The organism is Acidobacteriota bacterium (assembly GCA_009861545.1).
In the GTDB taxonomy this organism is placed as follows: domain Bacteria; phylum Acidobacteriota; class Vicinamibacteria; order Vicinamibacterales; family UBA8438; genus WTFV01.
Genome location: VXME01000125.1, coordinates 69,384 through 94,434, shown reverse-complemented (window position 1 = coordinate 94,434; position 25,051 = coordinate 69,384). Strand labels below are relative to the sequence as shown.

The following is a 25,051-nucleotide window of genomic DNA, read 5'->3' as shown; positions in this document are numbered from 1 at the left end:
CCAATGATTCCGTCGGCATTCGACTACCACGCACCGGACACGCTCGACGAAGCGGTGGCGCTGCTCGCACGCCTCGGCGACGAAGCGAAGGTGCTGTCCGGCGGCCAGAGTCTCCTGCCGCTGCTCAAGCTCCGCCTTGGAGACGCCGGCCACCTGGTGGACATCGGGCGCATCCCGGGGCTCACGGGCATCACCGAGGAGGACGGGTACCTGCGCATCGGCGGCGCCACGCGCGAGGCCGATCTGGAACGCTCGGATCTGATTCGCGAGAAGTACCCGATCCTGCTCGACACCGCCGTCGTCATCGCCGACCCGCTGGTGCGCAACCGCGCCACGGTGGGCGGCAACCTGGCGCACGGCGACCCGGCGAACGACCACCCGGCGACGATGCTCGCGCTCGAAGCGGAGGTCGTGGCGCGCGGCCCCGGGGGCGAGCGCACCATGCCGGTCACGAGCTTCTTCACGGGGCTGTTCGCCACCGCGCTCGCGCCCGCGGAGATCCTCACCGAGATCAGGATTCCCGTGCCTCCGGCCCGCAGCGGCGGCGCCTACATCAAGCTCGAGCGCAAGGTGGGCGACTACGCCACCGCCGCCACGGCGGCGCAGGTCACGCTCGGCGCGCAGGGTGAGATCGCGCGAATCGGGATCGGTCTGACCAACGCCGGACCGACGCCGATCAAGGCGACCGCGGCGGAAGGGTATCTCCGGGGGCGGCAGCCGGACGCCGAGGCCATCGCCGAGGCGGCGCGGCTGGCCGCGGAGGCCACCTCACCCAGCGCCGATCGGCGCGGGTCGGTGGAGTACAAGCGCGACATGGCGCGCGTGTTGACGAGTCGTGCGGTCGCCCGGGCGGTCGAGCGGGCGGGAGGACAGTAGGCATGGCGACACACGACGTTCGGATCAACGTGAACGGGGAGGCGCAGGAAGCCGCGGTCGAGTCGCGACTCCTGCTCGTGCACTGGCTCCGCGACGTGCTGCGCCTGACCGGGACCCATATCGGTTGCGACACGACGCACTGCGGCGCGTGCACCGTCCTGCTCGACGGCGAGCCCGTCAAGTCGTGCACCGTGCTGGCCGTGCAGGCGGACGGCCGCGACGTGCAGACGGTGGAGGGACTGGAGCAGGACGGCGCGCTGCATCCGCTCCAGGAAGGGTTCCAGCAGGAGCACGGGCTGCAGTGCGGCTTCTGCACGCCGGGCATGCTGATGACCGGGCGCGCCCTGCTCGAGCGGAACACCGATCCGAGCGAAGCGGATATCCGGGAGGCGATCTCGGGCAACCTGTGCCGCTGCACCGGCTACGTGAACATCGTCAAGTCCATCGAGCACGCGGCCGCGAAGCTGCGTGAATCTGCGTAGGGACGGCGCGGAGGAGAGAAACCATGGCACCCCAGACGACGCCGGAAGTGTGCGGCATGGGCCACTCCATGAAGCGCAAGGAGGATCCGCGCTTCATCCGCGGCCAGGGCAACTACGTGGACGACATCCAGCTTCCCGGGATGCTCTACCTGGACATCGTCCGTAGCCCGTTCGCCCATGCGCGGATCAAGTCCATCAATTCGGAGAACGCGCTCAAGATCCCCGGCGTGCTCGCGGTCATCACCGGCGAGACCCTCGAGCAGTACAACCTGCACTGGATGCCGACCCTGATGTCCGACACCCAGATGGTGCTGCCGACCGAGAAGGTCATGTACCAGGCGCAGGAGGTGGCGGCGGTGGTCGCCACCGACCGCTACGCTGCGGCCGACGGGGTCGAGGCGGTGGAGGTGGACTACGACCCGCTGCCGGTCGTCGTCGATCCGTTCAAGGCGCTCGAGCCGGACGCGCCGGTGCTGCGCACGGACAAGGAGGACAAGAAGGACAACCACATCTTCCACTGGGAGGTGGGGGACCGGGCCGCCACGGAGAGCGCGCTGGCCGGCGCCGACGTCGTCGTCAAGCAGGACATCTACATCCCGCGCATCCACGTCGCGTCCATCGAGACCTGCGGCTGCGTCGCCGACTTCGATCGGGTCATGGGCAAGCTCAAGGTCTACATGACGACGCAGGCCCCGCACGCCATCCGCACGGTGCTGGCCCTCGTGGCCGGTCACGTCGGGCTGTCGGAAGAGAAGATCCAGGTCATCTCCCCCGACATCGGCGGCGGGTTCGGCGGCAAGGTGCCGGTCTATCCGGGGTACGTGCTCGCGATCGCCGCGTCGGTCGTGGTGGGCAAGCCGGTCAAGTGGGTCGAGGACCGCATGGAGAACCTGCAGGCCGACTCCTTCGCGCGCGACTACCACCTGAAGGCCGAGCTCGGGGCGACGAAGGACGGCACCCTCACGGCGCTCAAGATCAAGACGGTGGCCGACCACGGCTACACGGACGCCGCCGCCAACCCGTCGAAGTTCCCCGCCGGGCTGTTCTCCATCGTCACCGGATCCTACGACCTGCAGCACGCCTTCGCCGAGGTCGACGGCGTCTACACGAACAAGCCGCCGGGGGGCATCGCCTACCGCTGCTCGTTCCGCGTGACCGAGGCGGTCCACACCATCGAGCGGCTCACGGACATGGTGGCCCTCGAGCTCGGAATGGACCCGGCCGAGCTGCGCCTGAAGAACTTCATCCCCGCCGAGCAGTTCCCCTACAAGTCGGTGCTGGGCTGGGAGTACGACAGCGGCAACTACCACGGCGCCCTCGAGAAGGCGATGGAGCGGATCGGATACGCCGAGCTGCGGAAGGAGCAGGCCGACAAGCGCGCCCGGGGCGAGTTGATGGGCATCGGCATTTCCAGCTTCACCGAGATCGTCGGCGCCGGGCCTTCCCGGACCTTCGACATCCTCGGCCTCAAGATGTTCGACTCGTGCGAGATCCGGGTCCATCCCACCGGCAAGGCGACCGCCCGCTTCGGCACCAAGTCGCAGGGCCAGGGCCACGAGACCACCTACGCGCAGGTGCTCGCCGAGGAGCTGGGCATTCCCGCCGCCCACATCGAGATCGAGGAGGGCGACACCGACACCGCCCCCTACGGGCTGGGCACCTACGCCAGCCGCTCGACGCCGACGGCCGGGGCGGCTGGGGCGATGGCGGCGCGCAAGGTGCGCGACAAGGCGAAGAAGATCGCCGCCTACCTGCTGGAGGTGAGCGAGGACGACCTGGAGTGGACGCCGGGCGCCTTCTCCGTCAAGGGCGCGCCGCAGAAGACGAAGACCATCCAGGAGATCGCGTTCGCGGCCTACACCAACCACCCGCCGGGCATGGAGGGCGGCCTCGAGGCGGTCTCGTACTACGACCCGCCGAACCTGACGTTCCCGTTCGGCAGCTACATCTGCGTCGTCGACATCGACCGCGGCACGGGGGAGGTGAAGATCCGCCGCTTCGTGGCGGTGGACGACTGCGGCAACATCATCAACCCGATGATCGTCGACGGGCAGATCCACGGCGGCCTGACGATGGGCATGGCGCCGGCGCTGCTCGAAGAGATCAGCTACGACGAGAACGGCAACATCTCGGGCGGCAGCTTCATGGACTACCTGGTCCCCACCGCGATGGAGACGCCGCGCTGGGAGACCGACAAGACCGTGACCCCGTCGCCGCACCATCCGCAGGGCGCGAAGGGCGTCGGCGAGTCGGCCACCGTGGGCGCCCCGCCGGCGATCGCCAACGCCGTCGTCGACGCGCTGGCGCACCTCGGCGTCCGGCACATCGACATCCCGATCACGCCCGAGAAGGTGTGGCGGATCCTGAAGGACAACGGGGCCGGGCTGTAGCGGTTTCGATGAGGTCTCTGGTAGGCCATCACGCGGCTTCGCTTCATCGGGCAGCCGGCAGGGCAAGAGCCTTCGAACCATCCAAACAGCCGGGAGGGCTTCGAAGGCGCGGGTACGGAGATGACGATGTCTGGCGAAATCTGGACCATCAGGACGGAGAATGACGACCGCGTGCGCCGGGCGCGTAGCTGGCTGAAAAAGAGCAAGAGGGCACATTCTGATGTCGAGAGGTTCTTGTATCTTTGGATTTCGTTCAACGCCGCCTACGGACAGACGGCAGACAATGGACGTTTCGGCGCCGAAGGCCCACGCGGTCCCTGTGAGACCGAGATACAAGAGAAGTTTCTCCATAAGATTTGCGAGCGGGATCGACCGACACGACGGCTTCAGGCCATCGTCACCGGGAAAGAGTGCGCCAGAGCGATTCGCGGTCTGATGAAGAACGAGTTCATATACGAACCCTACTGGGATTGCGTCCGGGCCAAGAGCCCGTTTGACGCAGGGAAATTCGCGGAAGAAAATGGAGGCGTCGAGAGAGCCATAACCCCGGGCTCTTTAGATTTAGATCCTCGACAAGCGCTTCCCAGGATCTTCAGAAGACTGTATACGTTGCGAAACCAGATCGTTCACGGGGGAGTCACCGTTCGGAATGGATGGGGTCGGAAACAGTTGCGGGACGGGAGCCGCATCATGGAGAAAGTCATTCCTGCAGTGCTGAACATCATGAAGCGCGACATTGCCAATGAGCCGAGTTCCGAGAGGTGGGGACATCTTCGCTATCCGCGCCACAACTCTTCTCATCGCCGACCGGAGTGATCATGGATGACCAGACATGCGTGAAGCGAGTGCACATCAAGGGCTACAAATCGCTGGCGGACGTCGAGGTGACGCTCGAACCGCTGACAGTGCTATTCGGACCGAACGCCGCCGGCAAGAGCATTTCCTCGATGCCCTGCAACTGCTGTCCAAGCCAACGCAGTCGGGGCGAAGCAGCGGGTCCGGTGGCGGGGGCCGACGGTGTCGAGCCTAATTCGACGTTGATGGGGGTCCGACCGACGTTGTCAAGCCACTCCGTCGAGGCGCCGCTGCTCCGCTACCTCGGAAGCAACGGGTGTTCGCGTTCGGGGTTCGGGGGGTTCGGGGGTGCGGTTTCCGTGGCCGGGCTGGGAGGTCCGGCGACGGCGGAGAGGGCCAAACTACTGGGGCCAGAGGGCTACAATCAGCGCCACTGCGGCAGCCAAGACACCCAGACTGATCCTTGTCGCCAACGTCAGCACGAATTGCCGGTCCGCCTTCCGGTTGATCTCTCTCTTCGCTTCAAGGTCGTCACGGCTGGCGTCGAGCACATCAACGGCCTCGCGCAGACGGCGATAGGTCTCCATGAACTCCTGCGTCTGGCCGAGAACGGACTCTCGATCTGCCCGTCCAGCGTCGACCTGGGCTTGCGCCTTCTTCGCCAGCAGCCGAAAGTCGGAGTAGTCCTTGACGACTTCCGAGATGACGATGCCCGGGTAGCTCTTCCGGAATGAGACGATGGCGCGACCAGCCACCATTATTCCTGCCTCTGAAGCCTCGTACAACGCCCGCTCGCAGTGCCCGCGCGCCTTCCGGATCTGGCTGGCGTCCCTGACCATTCCGCCGGCATCGATGGATTGCACGACGTGATGACCGGCGTACCGCAACTCGTTCAGCGCCGGAATCACCGCGTCTTCACGGAACGTCCCGACCTCCCGCACGAACCTGTCTGCCGTCTCGTACAGAGCGAGTGTCTCCTGTAGGATGTCGGCAAGATCAGGATCTGCTGCCCCTGCAACAGGGGCAACCTGATGTTCAGTCAGCGTCGAAGTCAATGCTCTTGAACTCCTCGTACTCGCGCTGGAGGTCGTTCTTCGTCGCGTAGTTGCCGAACTGAATCGACAGATTTCCGCGGGTCTGCTGCACGACGACCTGCCGGTCGGCTTGGCGACGGGCATCTTCGACCGGGCGTGCCGGAGGAGAGGTACGGCTCAACGCCGACCGTACAGTTTCGACAAGATTCCTCATTTTCGCCTCCTATTCTCCTCGATGGGGAAGGACAGACTTACCCTGCCACCTCCTTTCGATTCACAGATCGCGGTGCGTTGTCAAGCCCGCGCGAGTGTAACGTGTCTAGAGGAGGATTTCCAAGAACGGCGACCTGGGCTTTCCGGCGGACGACCGGGCCGAAACGGTCCAGCGCGGCAAGCATCAGAACGGCGAGGTAGGCATCCGATCAAAATCACCCGCTCGTACATTGTGCCAGATTTTCCAGGATCAAGCGACACGGGCACCGGAGCCGGCGCAGCCTGTTCGGGAAGGCTGCAGACCGTGCCCCCCGCCGCCTTAATTCGCCCGTCACCCCGCGCTTGCGCCAGTAGCGCACGAGGCCCAGAAAGCACTGATCGAGCGGCGCGGCGGTGCCGTAGAGCGAAGCTTCCGCGGCCGGAACGTGCTGCTCGACGTCGCCGCGCATCTCGTCGACGAGCCCAGACCTCGACGTCGATGTCGGGCGGGGGCGTCGGCTGATGGGCATCGGCATCTCGAGCTTCACCGAGATCATCGGCGCCGGGCCTTTCCGGACCTTCGACATCCTCGGCCTCAAGATGTTCGACTCGTGCGAGATCCGGGTCCATCCCACCGGCAAGGCGACCGCCCGCTTCGGCACCTGCTCGAGGAGATCAGCTACGACGAGAACGGCAACATATCGGGCGGGAGCTTCATGGACTACCTGGTCCCCACCGCGATGGAGACGCCGCGCTGGGAGACCGACAAGACCGTGACCCCGTCGCCGCACCATCCGCAGGGCGCGAAGGGCGTCGGCGAGTCGGCCACCGTGGGCGCGCCGCCGGCGATCGCCAACGCCGTGGTCGATGCGCTGGCGCACCTCGGCGTGCGGCACATCGACATTCCGATCACGCCCGAGAAGGTGTGGCGAATCCTGAAGGACACCGGGGCCGTCCACAGGAGCGGGTGACGATGCGCCGGACTCCGCGTCCAAGTCCGAATAGCGGATCTGTCCGGCTACACGCACCAATCAGCATCCGACGTGGGCGGGTTTGGTCCCGCTCGTCCGTTCCGCTGGACGACGCCGTCGCGTCTGACATCACGCGTCATCTGAGGCTTATACTGGATCCGTGACCAGACTGCATCGAATCACGCGAGATCCAGACGTCATGGGAGGGCGCCCGTGCATTCGGGGGCTTCGCGTGACGGTGGGGACCATCGTGGGGCTTCTGGCTGCGGGCCATGACCCGGACGAAGTTCTGGCCGCCTACCCCTATCTCGAGCGTGACGACATCCGCCAGGCGCTCGCGTATGCCGCGTGGCGCAGCGAGGAGCAGGAAGTCGCGGTCGGTTCGAGTTGAAGCTCCTCATCGACATGAACCTGTCGCCTCGGTGGGTCGAGGCGCTGGAACGCGCGGGCCTCGAGGCCCGGCACTGGAGCACCGTCGGCGACGGCGCGGCTTCCGACCGGGAGGTCTTCCAGTGGGCGCGTCGGCACGGGTTCGTCGTGTTGACCCACGACCTCGACTTCGGGCGGATCCTCGCGCTCGCCGGTGGCCGCTCACCCAGCGTCGTGCTGCTACGCACGTACCGCCTGCTACCGGCCGAGTCTGCGACGATGCTCGTCGGGGTGCTGCGCCGACACGCAGCGGAAATCGCGAAAGGGGCGGTTGTGGTCCTGAGCCCCAACCAGGAGCGCGTTCGCCTGCTTCCCCTTCAGCCGCACTCCTGATCATCCGCCACCGGCGCTATTCGCCGCCCGTCACCCCGCGCTTGCGCCAGTAGCGCGCGAGGCCGAGAAAGCACTTCATGGACTACCCTGGTCCCCACGGCGATGGAGACGCCGCGCTGGGAGACCGACTAGACCGTGACCCGGTCGCCGCACCATCCGCAGGGCGCGAAGGGCGTCGGCGAGTCGGCTACCGTGGGCGCCCCGCCGGCGATCGCCAACGCCGTCGTCGACGCGCTGGCGCACCTCGGCGTCCGGCACATCGACATTCCGATCACGCCCGAGAAGGTGTGGTGGATCCTGAAGGACAAGGGCGCCGGCCTGTAGGAGCCCGCATTCTGGACTCCCGGCGGCTCATTCCGGGAGCCACCGCGCCAGCGCCTTGTCCGGATCGGCGATATCCTCGACCGAGCCGTACCAGTACGCCTCCCAGCCGGTCTCCGGCATGCCGGTGAACAGCATCAGGTTCAGCGGGTAGACGTCGCTGTCGCAGCAGCGGCGAAAGTCGTCGCGGAACAGGAAGGTCGGCTTGCCCCAGGCTATCGCGAGGCCGAGCTCCACCATCACCCCCTCGTCCGGCGGGCAGCCGTTGACCACGGCGAAGATGCCGTCGGCCTCGCGCACGTCGCGCACGTCCGCCTGCCCCACCCGGTAGGCCCATCCGGCGGCGCCCGTGTTTAAATGAGTGTTGCGGGCGAACGGCTCCCACACCTCGGCGCCGGCGGCCGTCAGCGCGTCGACGAGCGCCGCCAGCGGCCCTGCCTTCTGCTGGGCGGAGAAGCCGTAGGGGTTGGCGAGATAGAGCGTCTTTGGCATGGTCCCACCAGCGTACCGCCAGCGGTGCGGTAAGGATCTTGTCAGTTCACGCGAACGCTGAGCCGCGCGAGCGGATCCCAACCGGCCCGCGACACGTCGTTTCGACGTGACTCAAGGCCAACTACTGCCCCCCGCCGGCCGTCTCGACGCGGGAATCGTGCCGGGCAGGAGCCCACTTGCGGCTGTCCGTCACCTGCAACTATAATTGTGTCATCTGACGATTTCGGGGAGGGCAGATGGCGGACGAGGCGCTCGCCAGCGGCACGACGGGGTCCTTCAGCGAGGCGGCCGAGATTGCGCGGCTCATGGGACTACCTTCATGGCGGAAGATGAGCAGCCTGTCCCTCGTCAACCAGATCGAACAGGGGCTTCCCCTGCAAGCCGTCGACCGGGTCGCGCAGGTCATGGCCCCGGACGACCCGCACGCGAAGTTCACGCTGTTGTCGCGGTCGACCTGGTCCCGCCTTCAGAAACGGTCACGTCAACAACTTACGCGCGAGATGAGCGAGCGCGTTCATGGCGTGGCGCGTGTGGTACTGGAAGCGCGCAGGCTGTGGGCGGACGACGAATCCGCGATGGTACGGTTTCTCAACCGGCCGCACCTGTTGCTCGGTGGGCGCACGCCCCTGGATGTAGCCCGGGAGTCGACGACCGGCGCCGATCTCGTCGTCAGGATCATCGGTGAAGCGAGAGCCGGGGTCGCGGTGTGATCCTTCACCGAGCGAACAGGCGCGAATCCCAGTAGACGGGAGTCTCAAGTCCGACCCTGATTGAACCGGCGTCGTCGTGGTGCGGATGGATGAGCACGTTGCGCTCCACTCGCGCTACAACGCTGGGCACGATCAGGATCGCCGACCGCCGTTCCCGGTACCACGCCGACCCGAACGCTCGCGCAACCGCGCCGTCGACATCACACCAACCCGGCAGATTGTCCTTCGTGACCACCTCGTACGTCACCCCGGCGGGAATCTCGATTCCAACATAATGCTGGTTCCGCGGCATCTCGCCAGTGCGCGCCAGCGTCTCCAGCAGGGCGGTCGAGTAATGCTCGGACGCATAGATCACAGTCTGGCCGCGTTCGTTCCAGCGGCCGGGGTACCTGCGTGACCCGGCGCCGCTGTACACCGGATGTTCCCCCGCTGGATCGCCCATCCGGTAGGCTCGCAACGACTCGTCGAGGCGACGCGAGGTCACCGGCGCCGCTCCTCCAGTAGGTCTGCGTGGTTCCCCTGGTTCTCGTCACCGCCCACGCACTGCTTCATGGCGCTCCCGCTCCAACGCCTGCCGCTCATATCTTGCCGCAACGTCAGCTCCCCGCTGTCCGATGCACGCCATGCGACGATCCTCGAAGGCCCGATCAGTCGTAGTTTCGATCACCGCGCCGAACCTCGCGCCCATCTCCTTGACCGTGTGCTGAACGCCGGGGCTGTACCGTGAGGCTTGCGCCAGGTCGCGCAGCATGCGGGGCGCAAGGGAGCCGAACCCCGGGTGAAGCGCAACACGCCAAACGCCAGCGGGGCGGCACGCCGCAGACCCCTGCAATTGCACATGCTATATTGCATTGCTCAACTCACAGCATATACCCTATAGTCCTCGCAGGTGTCGAGGAATGCAGCGGCCTGACCCGACGCTCCCTGCGGACTATCCCTCGCGCGTCAAGTCCGTCCGCGAGCGCCTCGATCTGACGCAGGTACAGCTCGCGGAGCGGATCGGCGTCTCCTTCGCGACCGTCAACCGCTGGGAGAACGGCCAGACGAAGCCGGCGCGCCTGGCATGGCGGCAGATCATCGACCTGGAGGCCGGGCTGGCGCCGGCCGACTCGAAACCCGAAGCGGCTGCCGCGCCGACCGCCGCGCCGCCGCTCGACTTCACGGCCCGGCCCACCGCGGTAACCGCCGTGGCCGAGGCGACGCGGCTCTCGTACGGCCACCTGTTCAACCCCGCCTTCGCGACGGAGGTCTCGCTAATCGATCCGCTGCCGCACCAGCGGATCGCGGTCTACGAGCGGATGCTCGACCTGTCGCCGCTCCGGTTCCTGCTCGCCGACGACACCGGGGCGGGCAAGACGATCATGACCGGCCTCTATCTGCGCGAGGTGCTGGCCCGCCGGCTCATCCGGCGCGTGCTGGTCGTGCCGCCGGCCGGCCTGATCGGCAACTGGGAACGGGAGATGCGGACGCTGTTCTCGCTGCCGTTCCGCATCGTGCGGGGCGCGGACGCGCGCACCGGCAATCCGTTCGCGGGACCGGAGAGCGACCGGGTGATCGTCAGCGTCGACACGCTCGTGGGAGAGCGCACGTTCGGACGGCTGCGCGAGGCGGCCGCCGGAGCGGCGCCGTACGACCTGGTGGTCTTCGACGAGGCGCACAAGCTGGCCGCCCACCAGCGGCAGGACTTGTCCGTCGACAAGACGGATCGCTATTGCCTCGCCGAGGCGCTGGCCGGGCTGCCGGCCGACGAACCGGGGTGGGAGCTGGGCTGGTCGGCGACACACGTGCTGCTGCTGACCGCGACGCCGCACATGGGGAAGGACTTCCCCTGGTACTGCCTGTGGCGGTTGCTGGCGCCGGACGCGCTGGCGACGTTCGATGCGTTCCGGGCGTTCCCCGAATCGCAGCGCCGACGGCACTTTATTCGCCGCACGAAGGAGGAGATGGTCCGGTTCGACGGCCGGCCGCTCTATCCGCAACGGCGTTGCGACACCCTCAGCTATGCGCTGAACCCATCCGAACAGGCGCTCTACGACGCCACGACGCGCTACATCGCCGAGACCTACAACCGGGCGCGGGTGCTGAACCGCTCGGCCGCGCGCTTGGCGATGAGCGTGTTCCAGCGCCGGCAGGCCAGCTCGACGCATGCGCTGCTGCGGTCGTTCGAGCGCCGCCTCGTTCGGTTGGAAGAGGCGATCGAGCTGGTCCGCGCCGGCCGTGCGGAAGAGCTGGAGCAACGCCAGAAGCGCCTCGCGGCGACCCCCGACTTCTTCGAGATCCGCACCGCGGACGAGGACGCCGAGGAGGCCGGCGGCGCCGAGAGTCACGAAGCGTTCGAGGAGCGCGCGCTGGGCGGCGTCGTGGCGCCGACCCTGGCGCAACTCCGGGAGGAAAGCCGCGAGGTGGAAGCGCTGCTCGCCCAGGCGCGGTCTCTGGTCGACGACGGCGAGGATTCCAAGTTCGAGAAGCTGCGCGCCGTGCTGCGCAGTGCGGAGTTCGCGAGGGAGAAGTTCATCGTCTTCACCGAGCACCGCGACACCGCCGAGTTCCTGGTGCGCCGCCTCGAAGGGCTGGGCTTCACCGGACAGGTCGCGCTGATCCACGGCGGCCTCGACTACCGCGAGCGGGAGGCGCAGGTGGATCTGTTCCGGCGTCCGCTCGACGCGGGCGGCGCCAACTACCTGGTCGCGACCGACGCGGCGGGCGAAGGCATCAACCTGCAGTTCTGCTGGCTGATGGTGAACTACGACGTGCCGTGGAATCCGGCGCGCCTCGAGCAGCGGATGGGCCGCATCCACCGCTACGGACAGCAGCACGACCCGGTGGTCATCGTCAACCTCGTCGCGGGCGAGACCCGTGAGGGACGGGTGCTGAAGACGCTGCTCGACAAGCTGGAACTGATCCGCCAGGAACTCCAGTCGGACAAGGTCTTCGACGTCGTGGGCCGCCTGTTCGAGAACGTGTCGCTGAAGGACTACCTGGAGCAGGCGGCGACGGAGGAAGGCGCGACCGCGGCGGTCAAGGGCATCGACGGACTGCTGACGGCGGCGCAGGTGCGGGCGCTCGGGGAGCGCGAGCAGGCGCGGTTCGGCGGCGGCGACGTGAAGAGCAGCCTGCCCGCGCTGCAGGCGGCCATCGACCGGGAACAGTACCGCCGGCTGCTGCCCGGCTACGTCCGCCGGTTCGTCACGGCTGCCGCGCCGTTGATCGATCTGCGCGTCGACGGCGATCCGGACGGCGTCTTCGGGCTCGCCCAGAAACGCCGACGGGGCCTGGATCCCGTGCTCGCCGCCATGGAAATCTACCCGGCCGGCGCGCACGGCTGTTTCACGGTCTATCGACCCGCGGATCGGTCCGACGTCATCTGGCTCCATCCCGGCGAGCCGGTGTTCGACCGGTTCTGCGCCGCGCTGCTGGCGCGGCACGAGGACGAGGCCCGGCGCGGCGCCTTCTTCGTCGACCCGCATGCCGGCGCGCCGTACCTCTTCCATCTCGCACGGGTGTCGGTGGTGCGGCGCCCGGGGCCGATCGAATCGGCGGGCCACGAGGTGACGCCGGCGTACGGTCGGGCGGACGGAGAAGACCGGCGCGTCGAGATCATCGAGAGCCGCCTGGTCGGACTGCGGCAGGACGGCGACGGCGTCATCGAACCCTGTCCACTGGAGCACCTGTTGCTGCTGCGTGGCGCGCCCAACGTGCCGCCGGGCAGCGTGCCGCTGGCGCGGATGGCGCACGGCCTGACCGCCGCGGCCCGCGAATGGGTCGACGGCGACGCGCTCGCTCGCCTCGTGGACGAGCACCGCGCACGCATCGAGCGGTCGCTTCCCGAGCGGCTCGACTGGATCGCACGCGGTTGCGATCACCGGACGGCCGAGTTGATAGCCAGGCGGCAGCACGTCGGCCGGAAGGCGCGCGGCGGCGATGCGGGGGCGGCAGCGTCGCTCGCGAAGATCAAGGACGAGCAACGCCGTCTCGCGGCCGACAAGGACCGCCGCCTGCGGCAGGTGCGGAGGGAGCCGTCCCTCGTCGTCGCAGGAGACTGCGAGATCGTCGCCCACGCGCTGGTGCTCCCGACGGCAGACACGGAGGAACGGCGGCGGCACGATACGCAGGTCGAGGAGATCGCCATGCAGATCGCCCAGGCGCACGAAGAAGCGTCCGGCGCCGTGGTTCATGACGTTTCGCGACCCGAGCTGGCCCGTCGCGCCGGCTTGGGGGACTGGCCGGGCTTCGACCTGCTCTCGGTCGCCGCAACCGGAGACCGCCGCGCCATCGAGGTCAAGGGCCGGGCCGGCACCGGCGATGTCGAGCTGTCCGAAAACGAATGGGCCAAGGCGTGCAACCTGCGGGACGGCTACTGGCTCTATGCCGTCTACGACTGCGCCACGCCCCGGCCGCGGCTGGTGCGGGTGCGCGACCCGTTCGCGAAGCTGCTGGCGAAGAGCCGCGTGTTCTCCACCTACGCCATTTCGGCGGCGTCGGTGCAGGCAGCGGCGGAGGGAGCCAGCGAGGGAGCGTCATGAGCACATCGAGGCGACTTCCGATTATCGCCGGCCGCACGGTGCAGCCCAGGGAAGTGACCGGATGAGGCTGACCACCGTCGAGATCCGCAATTTCCGCTGCATCAGGAACCTCACCGTCGACCTCGACGAAACCACGGTTCTGATCGGCGAAAACAACTCGGGAAAAACTGCTTTCCTCGAGGCCATCCGCATCTGTCTCGAACGGCTGCGGGGACGTGGTCGCGGGCCGTTCGACGAGTACGACTACCACCTCCCGGACGACGAGGCGGCGCCTACCGACGCCGAACCCATCGAGATCGAGCTGTCGTTCGTCGAAACGGAGGCCGAGCCGTGGAATGAAGAGGTTGTGCAGGCGCTTGCCGATTTGTTTGCACGCGACGCCAACGAACAGCGGCGCGTCACGTTTCGGGTCACGTCGTCATTCGACCGGAATGCCGGCGAGTTCGTGACGGACTGGGATTTCCTCAACGCCGACGGCAATCCGATGCCGGCCGGCAAGGGAGCAGGTCAACTGAACACGCTCCAACGGCTGGCGCCGCCGTTCTACCTCTCCGCTCTTCGGGACGCGTCCAGGCACTTCGCCGCCAAGGGCCGTTTCTGGCGAACATTTCTCGCCGAGAGCGGTATTCCCGAGGACGACAGGGAGGCCCTGACTACGGAGCTCGCGAACCTGAACGAACGATTGATCACGGCCCATCGACCACTGCTCGACGTCCGTACCGGCCTTGAGGACGCTGGCAGGGTGATCGAGTTCGGCGCCAACGAGGCCGTAACCATCGATGCGCTGCCGACCCAGCTCTTCTCGTTGCTGTCCCGGGCCCAGGTGAACCTGGCATCCCGTTCCGGCGCCAGGATTCCTGTCGAACTTCAGGGTGAGGGCACGCAGAGTCTGGCGGTGCTTCTGCTGTTCGGGGCCTTTCTTCGCAGCCAGCTCTCCGACCTCGACCCCGATGCGGCGCCCGTCACGGCGCTCGAGGAGCCCGAGGCGCATCTGCATCCGTCGGCAATCCGGTCGCTGATGGGGCTCGTGAGCGATCTGCCGGGTCAGAAGCTCGTCTCGACCCACAGCGGCGACCTGCTGGCAAGTGTGCCATCGTCAGCCATTCGCCGATTCGTGCATGCCGACGACGGTATCGAGGCGCATCGGATCGAACCGGGAACACTGACTCCGGAGGAGGCGCGGAAGTTCGACTCCCATGTCCGCCGCACGCGCGGCGAGTTGCTGTTCGCGAGGTGCTGGCTGCTCGTCGAAGGTGAGACCGAGACGACGCTGTTGGCCGGCGCCGCCGAAGCACTGACGCTGGACATCGAACGCGCGGGCGTGCGTTGCGTCGAGTTCAGCCAGACCGACGTGGGCATGCTGGCGAAGGTGGCCAACAGCCTCGGCATCGTGTGGTACTGCGTGCTCGACAACGACAGCGGGCGCGGGAAGTACGAGCGACGTGTAAGAGACGAGTTCGGCGCCGCGGTCGAGGCGGATCGGCTGACCATGCCGTACGACAACGTCGAGCGGATGCTCTGCGACGGCGGATTCGGCGATCTCTACGAGGCACGCATGTCCCCGCAGAAGGCGCAGCCCACGTCGCCAAGAGGCACACCGGCCTACTGGACCGAAGTCCTGGCCGCATTGCCCAATCGTTACAGCAAGCCGGAAGTAGCGGCAGAAGCGGCGGCCCGGATGACGGCCGGACAAACCGCGGTCCCGGTCGAGCTGTCAAGTATCCTGAACAAGGCTGCGGCGCTCGCCAGGGCGTGACCATGCTCGAACTCGAATCCCTGAACGTCAACCAGCGGCAGGCCGTCGACTGGAACGAGGGCCCCATGCTGGTGCTCGCCGGGCCGGGGGCCGGCAAGACCCGGGTGCTGACGACGCGAGTGGTGCGGCTCATTCAGGGAACCCCCGACAAGCGATTCCGAGTCCTCGCTCTCACGTTCACCACGAAGGCCGCCGAAGAGATGCGGGGCCGAGTCGCGCAACTGCTCGGTCCGACCATGCGCCGGGCGCGCTTGACGACGTTCCACGGCTTCGCGACCGACGTGCTGCGCCAGCACGGCAGCCATTTCGGCCTGCGCCCCGATTTCACGATTCTCAACCAGGACGCGGACCGGCATCTGGTGCTGCGCGACGCCATGGAGCAGGCCGGTGACGCCGGCATCCCGTCCGGCGCGACGGCGAGAGGTGTGCTCCCCTTGATCGACCGTCTCCTTCGGGATGGTCAGGACGGCCGCGAGCAGCAGGACGCGCCGCTGCCGTTCGCAGCCCCGGGCAAGGAGTGGATTCGCCCGGTCTACAGGAGCTACATCCGCCTGCTGATCGAAGGCAACCATCTCGATTTCGGCGCGCTCCTCGTGTGCTGCCTCCGCCTCTTCAACGAACGCCCTCGTATCGCTCGCGACTACGGCGTCGTGTACCCCTTCGCATGTGTGGACGAGTATCAGGACACCAACAAGGTCCAGGATCTACTCCTGCGGACGCTCTACCCTGACCGGAACGCGAACCTGTTCGTGGTCGCGGACGATGACCAGACCATCTACCAGTGGAACGGCGCCAGCCCCGAGCGTCTCCGTCGCCTCCAGCAGGACTACGACATGCGCGTCGTCCAGCTTCCGGAGAGTTTTCGGTGCCCCCCCGAGGTCGTCGACCTGGCCAACATCCTCATTCGTCACAACGTCAATCGGGCGCCGAACAAGTCACCGCTGGCATCTGCCGTCGACTCATCCCCATCCCGCGCCGTGAGGGTCCGCCGCTTCGCCGACTGCGCAGCCGAGTTGTCGTGGGTCGCAGCCGACATCGAGGCAAGATCCCTGGACCCCGGAACCTGCACGGTCCTTGCCCGCAACACGAAACTCGTGCGGGCCGCGGCAGCCGCCTTGTCACATGCCGGCTTGCCGTCCCATGTCGTCAAGCGAAAGGCGGAGTTCGAGTCGCCCCTGTTGCGATTCCTGCACTCCGCGCTGCGCTTGAGCAACCGCCCGGCCGACCTCGAGCAGCTCGCCGCACTATGCCGTGCGTATCAGGACCTCACGGCTGCGCGCGTGCTGCCCGATGATGTGGAGGCGGAGAGCGTTTTCGCCGGAGATTCCCTGCTGGCCGGGTTCTTGTCGGCCGCGTCCGCATGCGCGGCCACCGACGCACGCCCCTTGCTCGACACGTTGCGGGATGATCTGCACGACCGGGCCAAGTACCGCGAATTCGCCAAGAACACCCTGGCCTGGCGCGATCGCCATCGCCGAACACCGAACATCGATACCGACGAAGAAACCGAAGAGCGGAGCACTTGGGGATCGCTGACGCGCGAGATTCGACACCAGCTCGGAGCCGATCCACCACTGGGACAGTTCCTGCAGCAGATCGACCTGCGGCAGAAGACGCCGCCGCCGCGCCCGACCGACGTGCAGTGCCTGACGATCCACCTGGCCAAGGGCAAGGAGTTCCAGCACGTCTACCTGACAGGCTTGGCGGAAGAACAGCTGCCCTCGTATCAAGCCGTCCAGGGTGGTTCATCCGCGATGGAAGAAGAACGACGCAATTGCTTCGTGGCGATCACGCGCGTTCAGTCCAGCCTGACGCTGACGCATGCCGATTCGTACTTCGGCTGGCCCAAGCAGCCTTCCCGCTTCCTGGCGGAAATGGGACTGCATGCCGGAAGCATGGCATGCTGAAGCGAGTCCACATCAAGGGCTACAAGTCCCTGGCCGACGTCGAGGTGCAGCTCGAGCCGCTGACGGTGCTGTTCGGGCCGAACGCCGCCGGCAAGAGCAACTTCCTGGATGCGCTCCAGTTGCTGTCCCGGATCGGCGCCAGCCGGACGCTCCGGGAGGCCTTCGACGCCCCGTACCGCGGCAAGCCGCTCAAGTCGTTCCCCATCGGGAAGGAGGGCGTCAGAGGTCTGATCGAGCAGGAGCGGCTCGCTTTCTCCATCGAGGCCGATCTGGAGCTGGCGGACGCGGTCGCCGACGCCGTCAATCGACAAGTACGGAACATGCGCCGTTCGAGCGGCCGGACGGCGTCCGGGAGCGCCGGCCGGCAACCCGCCCCGGTCAGCGCGCGAAACCTGCGGTACCGCATCGTGATCGAGATGCTGCCTAAGACGGGCGCGTTGCGCGTTGCGGACGAGTACCTGGCCGCGCTCACGAGCAAGGGCGTTCCGGCGATCAAACGAAAGCCGTTCATCGAGCGCCGGGGCGAGCAGATCCACGTGCGGCGCGAAGACCGGCCGCAGGTCGCCGGCCACGATCGTTTTCCGGACCACAGCATCCTGTCGATGCCGCACTATCCGCCCCACCACCCCCACGTCGTCGCGGCACGGAGCGAACTGGAGGGCTGGCAGTTCTTCTACCTCGAGCCGCGCGAACGGATGCGGGCCGACAACCCCGTGCGGGAAGCGCCGGGCATCGGGCCGGCGGGACAAGACCTCGCGGCTTTCCTCAACACCGCGAAAGCGGAAGAGCCCGATCTGTTCCGCTGCGTCGAGAGGGAACTGCACGGGATGATGCCGACCATCGACGGGATCGACGTCGAGGTGAACGATGTCGGCGAAGTGGAGCTCCGGCTCAACGAACGCGGCGTGAAGATGCCGGCGCGCCTGCTCTCGGAGGGCACCCTGCGCCTGCTCGGCCTCCTGGCGCTGACCGCGGACCCGCCGGCGCTGGTCGGCTTCGAGGAGCCGGAGACCGGCCTGCATCCCCGCCGGATCCCGATGATCGCGCAAACGCTGGAAGCGCGTTCGCATTTTTTCAGTGGCCTCCACAGCCAGTACATCGTCACGACGCACGACCCCTTCCTGCCCGATCTGGTGTCACCCCGCTCCCTGTTCGTGGTCGAGCGCACGAAGCGCACGAACCACCAGACCCGTATCGTTCCGTTCGCCGCTTGGCGCGGGGCCCGCCGCGGCCGTAACGTCCAGGAAGCCCGGCGGGACGACCGCGAACACACCCGCATCTGGGAGCGCATCGTACGGGGCGACTTCGGTGCATGAACGACATGAACGACAGTGTCCCATCTGTACACAGATTGAAGGAAGACTGAAACATGACGCTGACACCGTCGGATCGCGTCCTTATCATTTCGGAAATCGGGCGGCGCCTCGGCACCTCGGAGTGGACGCTCATTGACCTGACGCTCCGTCAGTTCGGCCTTCCGTGGACTGATGATTGGCGCGGCGACGGTCGGGACGACTACGTCATGAGCATGATCCAGGATGGCCCGGATGACGTATTGCTTTCCCTGGGCAAGCACCTGGACTACGAGTTCACGACGTCGCGTCCCAGCGTGGAGTCTACATGCTGGAAGAGCGACTACTTCGCATCTTTGTTTCGCATTTGGCTGAGCATCGGCGATTGGCTGCCAACATCCAGAGGGAGCTGCTTGCATTTGGTGTCTCTTCCTTTGTGGCACACAATGACATACGGCCAACGCGGGAATGGCAAGACGAGATTGAAGCGGCGCTGGCAACATGCGACGGTATGCTCGCGCTACTTCACCCGGGGTTTCACGAGAGCAAGTGGGCAGACCAGGAGATCGGTTACGCGATGGGCCGTCAAGTCCTCATTGTGACCGCCCGCCTCGGGACCGATCCGTACGGATTTATCGGCAAGTTTCAGAGCATGAACGGAATCGGCAAGAACGCGGTAGCGCTGGCGGAGGAGCTGTTCGACATCCTTCGCGAGCACGCAATGACCCGCGCACGTATCGCCGAAGCTGTTGCAGCCCTGTTCTGCCAGTCCGACTCCTTCGCCGAAGCAAGGAACAACATGAGGCTGCTGGAACAGACAAGCTACTGGAATGCATCTCTGTCCGATCGAGTGCGCTCCGCATCCGAGTCGAACCGCCAGATAAGTGATGCCGTGTGGCAGTGGACTCCGGAGGTAACCGTGCCCCAGCGATTGGAAGAGTTTCTGGCACGCATGGAGTCATCGTGAACGACAAGCGCCTCATCGAGGCCGCCTTCCCCCTGGAGCACGTCTCGCTCGACTCGGTCCACGAGAAGAACGTCCGCCACGGGCACATCTCGACGCTGCACATCTGGCCGGCGCGGCGACCGCTGGCGGCGTGCCGGGCGGCGCTGATAGCCACGCTGCTGCCCGACCCCGGCAACGCGCGGGAGCGGCAGGCGATCTACCGGCGGATGGCGGGCACGGTGGTCGAGACGGTCGAGGACGAGCGCGTCGGCGGCCGGACGGTCGCGCGGCGGAAGCGCGAGACGCAGGGGGGCATCCTGCACTGGAAGCGGGAGTCGGAGAACGAACCGGATCTCGACTGGTTCCGCGCGCGGATTCGCGAGGCGTACGACGGGCGCGCCCCGAGGGTGCTCGATCCGTTCGCCGGCGGAGGCGCCATCCCGCTGGAGGCGATGCGCCTCGGTTGCGAGGTCACCGCGGTCGACCTCAATCCGGTCGCGTGGTTCATCTTGAAGTGCACGCTCGACTACCCGCGCGGGCTTGTGGACGAGACCCGGCCGCTACCCGAATTCGCACTGCGGGACCGCGACTTCATGACCGCCTTCCTGAAGGCGCAGGGCGTCAAGGGCCGGGCGCTGACGCGCGAGCTCGCCGCGCTGGGCCTCGGCGACAACGGCGAAACGGCGGAGCCGAAGCTGCTCGATGCCAGGCCGGTGCCGGAGGCCGACCTCGCGTGGCAGGTCCGCGCGTGGGGACGCCGGGTGCTGGCGGCGGCGCGGCGCCGACTCGCCCGCCGCTATCCGACCTATGCAGCGTTCCAGGCGCTGAAGCCGGGCGGCCGGCCGTTCGAGCCGCAGCCGTTGACGTTGCTCGCCCCGGACGCGGACGGTAACGCGGACGCCTGCCCCCTGAACGCGGCGTTCGATGCGGTCTACCTGAAGGACGCGCGGAATCCGCGGTGGGTGGCGAAGCCGACGGTGGCGTATCTGTGGGCGCGCACCGTCCGCTGCAAGGGGTGCCGCGCGACGATCCCGCTGCTGAAGACCCGCTGGCTCGTGAAGAAGGGCGCCAAGCGAGTGCTGCTGACGATGTCGCCGGACGCGGAGCACACCGGCGTCGTGTTCGGGGTCGAGGCCGACGTGCCGCCGGGAGAAGGCAATCCCGCGCAGCGGCGCGAGCACGACCGGCGGACGGGCGGCGGCACGATGAGTCGGTCCGGCGCGCAGTGTCCCCTGTGCCAAGCCATCATGACGATGCAGGATCTCCGTCTCGACGGCCGCGCAGGGCGACTGGGAGCCGTCATGACCGCGGTCGTGGTCGCCGGACCACACGGCAAGGAGTACCGGCTGCCGAGGGCGCTGGAGCTACAGGCGGCGCGCGTGGAGCAGGCGGAGCTCGACACGCTCTACGCGGGCATCCCGTTCGGTCTGCCCAACGAGCCGACGCCGAGCCAGGACAACCTGGGGATGCGGATTCCGCGCTACGGCTTCGACGCGTGGCGCACCCTCTTCACGAACCGCCAGCTTCTGGCCCTCGGCACCTTCGTCCAGGAGACACGCCGCCTGGACGAGACGATGGCCGCCTGGCCGGCAGCGTGGCGCGAGGCGGTGGTCGCGATGCTGACGCCGACGATCAGCCGCCTCGCCGATCGCGGCAGCACGTTGGCGACCTGGACCGCCGGAGCGGAGCAAGTTGGCCACGTCTTCACTCGCTTCGCCTTGCCTATGGTGTGGGATTTCGCGGAGTCCAGTCCGCTGACCGACACCACAGGCGGTTTCATCCAAGCGGTTGATTGGACCGCCGGTGTTTGCCAACACCTGCTCGGCGCCACGCCCGCCGCACCCCCGCCGGCCGTGCGGCGTCGGTCGGCAGCCGCGGCGCTGGCCTCCGCGGACGGAGACGCCGGCTTCGACCTCATCTGCACCGACCCGCCCTACTACGACGCCATTCTCTACTCCGACCTGATGGACTTCTTCCACGTCTGGCTGCGGCGCGCCCTGTGGGGGCTGTCGCCGGCCATCGACGCGGCTTTCGACACGCCGCTCGGCCCGAAGTGGAACGCCACGGCCAATGACGGCGAGCTGATCGACGACGCGGCGCGCTTCGACGGCGACCGGGCGGTGTCCAAGCGGAACTACGAGGACGGCATGGCGCGGGCGTTCTCGCGCTTCCACGCGGCGCTACGCGACGACGGCCGGTTGGTGATCGTCTTCGCCAACAAGTCGCCGGACGCCTGGGAGACACTGGTCTCGGCGCTGATCCGGGCCGGATTCGTCGTGGACGGCTCGTGGCCGATCCAGACGGAGCGGCTGGCGCGAACGCGCGCCATGCAGTCCGCCGCCCTCGCCTCGTCCATCTGGATCGTCTGCCGCAAGCGCCCGGCCGCGCGGCCGGGCTGGGACACGGCGGTGCTCACGGAGATGCGCAAGAACATCTCGCAGCAGCTTCGGGATTTCTGGGACGCCGGCATCCGCGGCCCCGACTTCGTGTGGGCGGCGACCGGACCCGCGCTGGAGGCGTTCTCGAAGTATCCCGCCGTGAAGCGGGCGGACGACGCCGACTCGCAGATGACCGTGTCGGAGTTCCTGCGGGCAGTGCGGCGGTTCGTCGTCGACTTCGTCGTCGGCCGGGTGCTCACGCACGACGGCGACGACGAGGCCACGAGCGGACTCGACGACGTCACGACGTACTATCTGCTGCACCGCAACGACTTCGGCCTCGGCGACGCCCCGATCGGCGCCTGCATTCTGTACGCGATCTCCTGCAACCTGTCGGACCGCGACCTTACCGACCGTTACGACGTGCTGTCCCGGGGCGCCCGCGCATCCGACGGTGAACCGGACGACGACGAGCCGGACGCGGAGGAGGACGCCGGGGCGCCGGACGGTCCCGGCGCCGGCAGCCGGGTCAGGCTGAAGTCGTGGAGCCGGCGCACCGCCCGATCGCTCGGCTACCGGACGCCGGACGGCCGTCCTCCGCCGCTGATCGACCAGGCGCACCGGCTGATGCACTTCTGGCGCGCCGCCGAAGAAGCGAAGGTCAACGACTACCTCGACGAACGCGGCCTGAAGCGCCACGCGCTCTTCGCCCGGCTGCTGCAGGCGTTGATCGAGCTGGCCGATGCGGGCTCGGAGGAACGTGCGATCCTGGAATCGCTGTCCAATCACATCGCCGCGCGCAGCGGGGTAGCGCCCGCGCGACAGGCGAAATTGCAGCAACTGGGAGAAGAATCATGACCACGCGAATGGACGATGGGTGCGCATCGTGCTAGTTTTCCGGCCCATGCGTTTGCGCATCGCACTGGACGTCGATCTCGTCGACGAGATCACCCGGCGAGCGGGTCCGCGGCGCGAAGTACGCTCATCGCGGAACTCTTGCGGCGTGGTCTCGATCGAGCACGAACGGCATTGGGATAACATCGAAGCCACGCTAGGTGGTCTGCCCGATACCGGCCACGAGTGGGACACGGATTCCGCGGCGTGGACACGGCGACAGCGTCATGCCGACCCGCGACGGGCAGGTTGAGTAATGACTCGCCTGCTGCTCGATTCGACCGTGCTCATCGACGCAACCCGTGGCCGGCCGATTGGGTACCCTGAAACGAACGGGTGCGGAGCTCTGAGCGTGCGCGACCTCCGTCGAGGAGATCTGGCGCGGCCGGCGCACAGGCGAAGAGAGCCGAGTCGGGAAGTCCTTCCGGGAGAAGAGCCATGATCACCTCCCTACGACTCGTCGACTTCAAGAACTTTATCAACGAGACGCTGCGCGTCGGTCCATTCACGGTGATCGTAGGCGCGAACGCAAGCGGCAAGAGCAACATCCGGGACGCTTTTCGGTTCCTCCACGGTGTCGGGCGCGGCTACACGCTGTCCGAAATCATCGGTGGAAAATATGGGTCCGGTGGCCAACCTGAATGGACATCGATTCGCGGCGCCCCCAATGAAGTCAGCCGCCTCGGGAACGTCGAACACGGGAAGCGTTTCCGCCTGTCCGTAGACCTGAAGCCCAAAAAGAAGACCCCCTATTGGATGGACAGGTACTTGATCGAAGTCTCCCGCGACGAGCGCAATTCCGGCGGTTTTCGAGTAACGCGAGAAGAGCTGTCGGCGTTCGGGACAATCTACACAAGTCATCCGGGTCATGGAGACCCGGTGCACGCGCAAGGCGACGATGCGCACCTGCTGCTTCGCATGGCCAAGACCAGGGGGCAGCGCAAGTTCGGAGATCGGCTCGCCGTGCGCCCGGATCAGCCGGCGTTGACACAAATCCAAGAGCACAAGTGGGTGGCTCGGTCTCACAAGGACTCTGCACAAAGAGCAATCGACACCTTGGCCAGTATGCGGTTCCTTGACTTGAGTCCGGAACGCATGCGGCAGCCCGCTTTTCCCGGCCAGACTGTTCTGGGCGACCGGGGCGAGAACCTGCCGACAGTGCTGCGGAAGGTCTGCAACGATCCGAAACGCAAGGACGCCCTGGTCAGTTGGGTCCGCGAACTCACACCGATGGATGTGAGGGACTTCGAGTTTCCGGTCGACAAGATCACGGGGCTCGTCCAGCTCGTGATCCGCGAAAAGGACCAACGGGCACTGTCCGCCTACAGCGTATCCGACGGTACGTTGCGCTTCCTGGCCATGTTGGCGTCTCTCCTGGCAGAAGATTCGAGAGGGATGTACTTTTTCGAGGAGATCGACAACGGCATCCATCCCGCACGGCAGTGGTTGCTCCTCGAGCTCATCGAGAAGCAGACCGCGAAGGGTGACGTTCAGGTAGTTACGACCACCCACTCACCGGGTCTGCTCGCGTTTGTCAACGACAGCACGTTCGGGAACACTTCCGTCGTTGGCCGTCTCGAGGACGCGGCCGACTCGATCATCCGCCCGGTAGCAGGACTGCCCAACGCCGAGGAGTTGCGGAAGACCCAAGGGTTGGGACGCCTACTGACTGGCGGTTGGATGGAGACCGCGCTTTCCTTCACCGAAGAGCACCCCGAGGGCGAAGGGGTCGAAGCGTGAACGTCCTGGTCATTCCTGAGGATTTTCGCAAGGACCAGTATATCCTGAAGCCTCTCTTTTCTAAGTTGTTCAGAACGATCGGCAGACCGAGAGTCACAATTGAGGTGTGCCGGGATCCCGTCCTTGGCGGCGTTAACGAAGCGTTGAAACCGGAACGCATACTGGAGGTCGTCAGGCAGCACGGAGGCATGACGGACATCTTCATTCTGTGCATCGACCGAGATGGCGTCGTCGGACGGCGCCAACGACTCGACGAGATCGAAGCGCGGGTCGAATCGGAGTTCGATGGCGCTCACGTGTTCGTCGCCGAGAATGCCTGGGAGGAGATTGAAACCTGGATTCTCGCCGGTCTGGAGCTCCCCAAGGGCTGGCGCTGGATTGACGTCCGTACGGAAGTCCACGTCAAGGAGCGGTACTTTGATGTGCTGGCTGAAGAGCGTGGCTTGACCTATGGCCCTGGAGAATGGCGCACCACTCTGGGTCAGGAAGCGAGCCGCCGAATCGGCGCGATCCGCCAGAAGTGCCCTGATGATTTCGACGCCCTGGCCCGGCGGCTCGAGGCCATCGTCCGCCGCGATTGAACGAGATGC

The 25,051-nt window shown here is 66.8% G+C and carries 18 protein-coding genes and 3 pseudogenes; 18 read left to right on the top strand and 3 right to left on the bottom strand.

The genetic code is table 11. The features are described from left to right. Positions 1 to 3: 3 nt before the first annotated feature. The 4 genes from F4X11_20150 to F4X11_20135 all read left to right on the top strand — a co-directional run bounded on the left by F4X11_20150 (position 4) and on the right by F4X11_20135 (position 4,564). The gene (locus F4X11_20150) at positions 4 to 876 is read left to right on the top strand and encodes a xanthine dehydrogenase family protein subunit M (GenBank protein ID MYN67308.1); all 873 of its coding nucleotides are present in this window, start codon (positions 4 to 6) and stop codon (positions 874 to 876) included. Between the two features lie 2 nt (positions 877 to 878). Beyond that, entirely contained in the window at positions 879 to 1,358 is a 480-nt protein-coding gene (locus tag F4X11_20145; GenBank protein MYN67307.1) for a (2Fe-2S)-binding protein, read from the top strand. Positions 1,359 to 1,381: 23 nt separating this feature from the next. Then, positions 1,382 to 3,748 carry a carbon-monoxide dehydrogenase large subunit gene (locus tag F4X11_20140; protein MYN67306.1) on the top strand — a complete coding sequence of 789 codons (2,367 nt, stop codon included), beginning with the start codon at positions 1,382 to 1,384 and terminating at the stop codon, positions 3,746 to 3,748. A 126-nt stretch (positions 3,749 to 3,874) separates the two neighbouring features. Continuing rightward, positions 3,875 to 4,564, top strand: coding sequence for a hypothetical protein (locus F4X11_20135; protein ID MYN67305.1), 690 nt, complete (start codon positions 3,875 to 3,877; stop codon positions 4,562 to 4,564). A gap of 380 nt (positions 4,565 to 4,944) precedes the next feature. On the opposite strand, the gene F4X11_20130 is transcribed toward F4X11_20135, so the two are convergent. Beyond that, entirely contained in the window at positions 4,945 to 5,598 is a 654-nt protein-coding gene (locus tag F4X11_20130; GenBank protein MYN67304.1) for a hypothetical protein, read from the bottom strand. A 678-nt stretch (positions 5,599 to 6,276) separates the two neighbouring features. Between F4X11_20130 and F4X11_20125 the strand changes: the two are divergent. The 4 genes and pseudogenes from F4X11_20125 to F4X11_20110 all read left to right on the top strand — a co-directional run bounded on the left by F4X11_20125 (position 6,277) and on the right by F4X11_20110 (position 7,826). Then, a pseudogene (locus tag F4X11_20125) lies at positions 6,277 to 6,740 on the top strand (hypothetical protein). A gap of 160 nt (positions 6,741 to 6,900) precedes the next feature. Then, positions 6,901 to 7,131 (top strand): DUF433 domain-containing protein, encoded by a 231-nt coding sequence (locus tag F4X11_20120; GenBank protein MYN67303.1) that lies wholly within the window; start codon positions 6,901 to 6,903, stop codon positions 7,129 to 7,131. Continuing rightward, the gene (locus F4X11_20115; protein ID MYN67302.1) at positions 7,128 to 7,502 is read left to right on the top strand and encodes a hypothetical protein; all 375 of its coding nucleotides are present in this window, start codon (positions 7,128 to 7,130) and stop codon (positions 7,500 to 7,502) included. The genes F4X11_20120 and F4X11_20115 overlap by 4 nt, the downstream gene beginning before the upstream one ends. Before the next feature lie 87 nt (positions 7,503 to 7,589). Further along, positions 7,590 to 7,826: pseudogene (locus F4X11_20110) on the top strand (oxidoreductase, large chain). A gap of 27 nt (positions 7,827 to 7,853) precedes the next feature. Here the strand turns inward: F4X11_20110 and F4X11_20105 are convergent. Next, positions 7,854 to 8,315, bottom strand: a complete 462-nt coding sequence (locus tag F4X11_20105) for a nucleoside 2-deoxyribosyltransferase (GenBank protein ID MYN67301.1) — start codon at positions 8,313 to 8,315, stop codon at positions 7,854 to 7,856. A 236-nt stretch (positions 8,316 to 8,551) separates the two neighbouring features. Here F4X11_20105 and F4X11_20100 point away from each other — a divergent pair, with 236 nt between their 5' ends. Further along, positions 8,552 to 9,025 carry a DUF2384 domain-containing protein gene (locus tag F4X11_20100; GenBank protein ID MYN67300.1) on the top strand — a complete coding sequence of 158 codons (474 nt, stop codon included), beginning with the start codon at positions 8,552 to 8,554 and terminating at the stop codon, positions 9,023 to 9,025. Between the two features lie 4 nt (positions 9,026 to 9,029). Here the strand turns inward: F4X11_20100 and F4X11_20095 are convergent, their stop codons facing one another. Beyond that, complete coding sequence (locus F4X11_20095; protein MYN67299.1) at positions 9,030 to 9,509, bottom strand: RES domain-containing protein; 480 nt, start codon at positions 9,507 to 9,509, stop codon at positions 9,030 to 9,032. A gap of 415 nt (positions 9,510 to 9,924) precedes the next feature. Between F4X11_20095 and F4X11_20090 the strand changes: the two genes are divergently transcribed. The 9 genes and pseudogenes from F4X11_20090 (at position 9,925) to F4X11_20050 (ending at position 25,042) form a co-directional block, all read left to right on the top strand. Then, positions 9,925 to 13,548 (top strand): DUF3883 domain-containing protein, encoded by a 3,624-nt coding sequence (locus tag F4X11_20090; GenBank protein MYN67298.1) that lies wholly within the window; start codon positions 9,925 to 9,927, stop codon positions 13,546 to 13,548. Then, positions 13,199 to 15,304 (top strand): DUF2813 domain-containing protein, encoded by a 2,106-nt coding sequence (locus F4X11_20085; GenBank protein MYN67297.1) that lies wholly within the window; start codon positions 13,199 to 13,201, stop codon positions 15,302 to 15,304. Before F4X11_20090 ends, F4X11_20085 begins: the two co-directional genes overlap by 350 nt. Next, on the top strand, positions 15,301 to 17,211 hold the full coding sequence (locus F4X11_20080; protein ID MYN67296.1) for an ATP-dependent helicase: 1,911 nt from the start codon (positions 15,301 to 15,303) through the stop codon (positions 17,209 to 17,211). Before F4X11_20085 ends, F4X11_20080 begins: the two co-directional genes overlap by 4 nt. Then, on the top strand, positions 17,205 to 18,527 hold the full coding sequence (locus tag F4X11_20075; protein ID MYN67295.1) for an AAA family ATPase: 1,323 nt from the start codon (positions 17,205 to 17,207) through the stop codon (positions 18,525 to 18,527). Before F4X11_20080 ends, F4X11_20075 begins: the two co-directional genes overlap by 7 nt. A 304-nt stretch (positions 18,528 to 18,831) precedes the next feature. Then, a complete protein-coding gene (locus F4X11_20070) occupies positions 18,832 to 19,470 on the top strand; it encodes a toll/interleukin-1 receptor domain-containing protein (GenBank protein ID MYN67294.1) in 639 nt (212 codons plus the stop codon). Then, positions 19,467 to 19,982, top strand: a pseudogene (locus tag F4X11_20065) (DUF1156 domain-containing protein). Before F4X11_20070 ends, F4X11_20065 begins: the two are co-directional and overlap by 4 nt. 2,749 nt (positions 19,983 to 22,731) lie before the next feature. Beyond that, positions 22,732 to 22,974, top strand: coding sequence for a hypothetical protein (locus F4X11_20060; GenBank protein MYN67293.1), 243 nt, complete (start codon positions 22,732 to 22,734; stop codon positions 22,972 to 22,974). A 185-nt stretch (positions 22,975 to 23,159) separates the two neighbouring features. Further along, on the top strand, positions 23,160 to 24,461 hold the full coding sequence (locus tag F4X11_20055; protein MYN67292.1) for an AAA family ATPase: 1,302 nt from the start codon (positions 23,160 to 23,162) through the stop codon (positions 24,459 to 24,461). Beyond that, positions 24,458 to 25,042, top strand: a complete 585-nt coding sequence (locus tag F4X11_20050) for a hypothetical protein (protein MYN67291.1) — start codon at positions 24,458 to 24,460, stop codon at positions 25,040 to 25,042. The genes F4X11_20055 and F4X11_20050 overlap by 4 nt, the downstream gene beginning before the upstream one ends. The last annotated feature ends 9 nt before the right edge of the window (positions 25,043 to 25,051 follow it).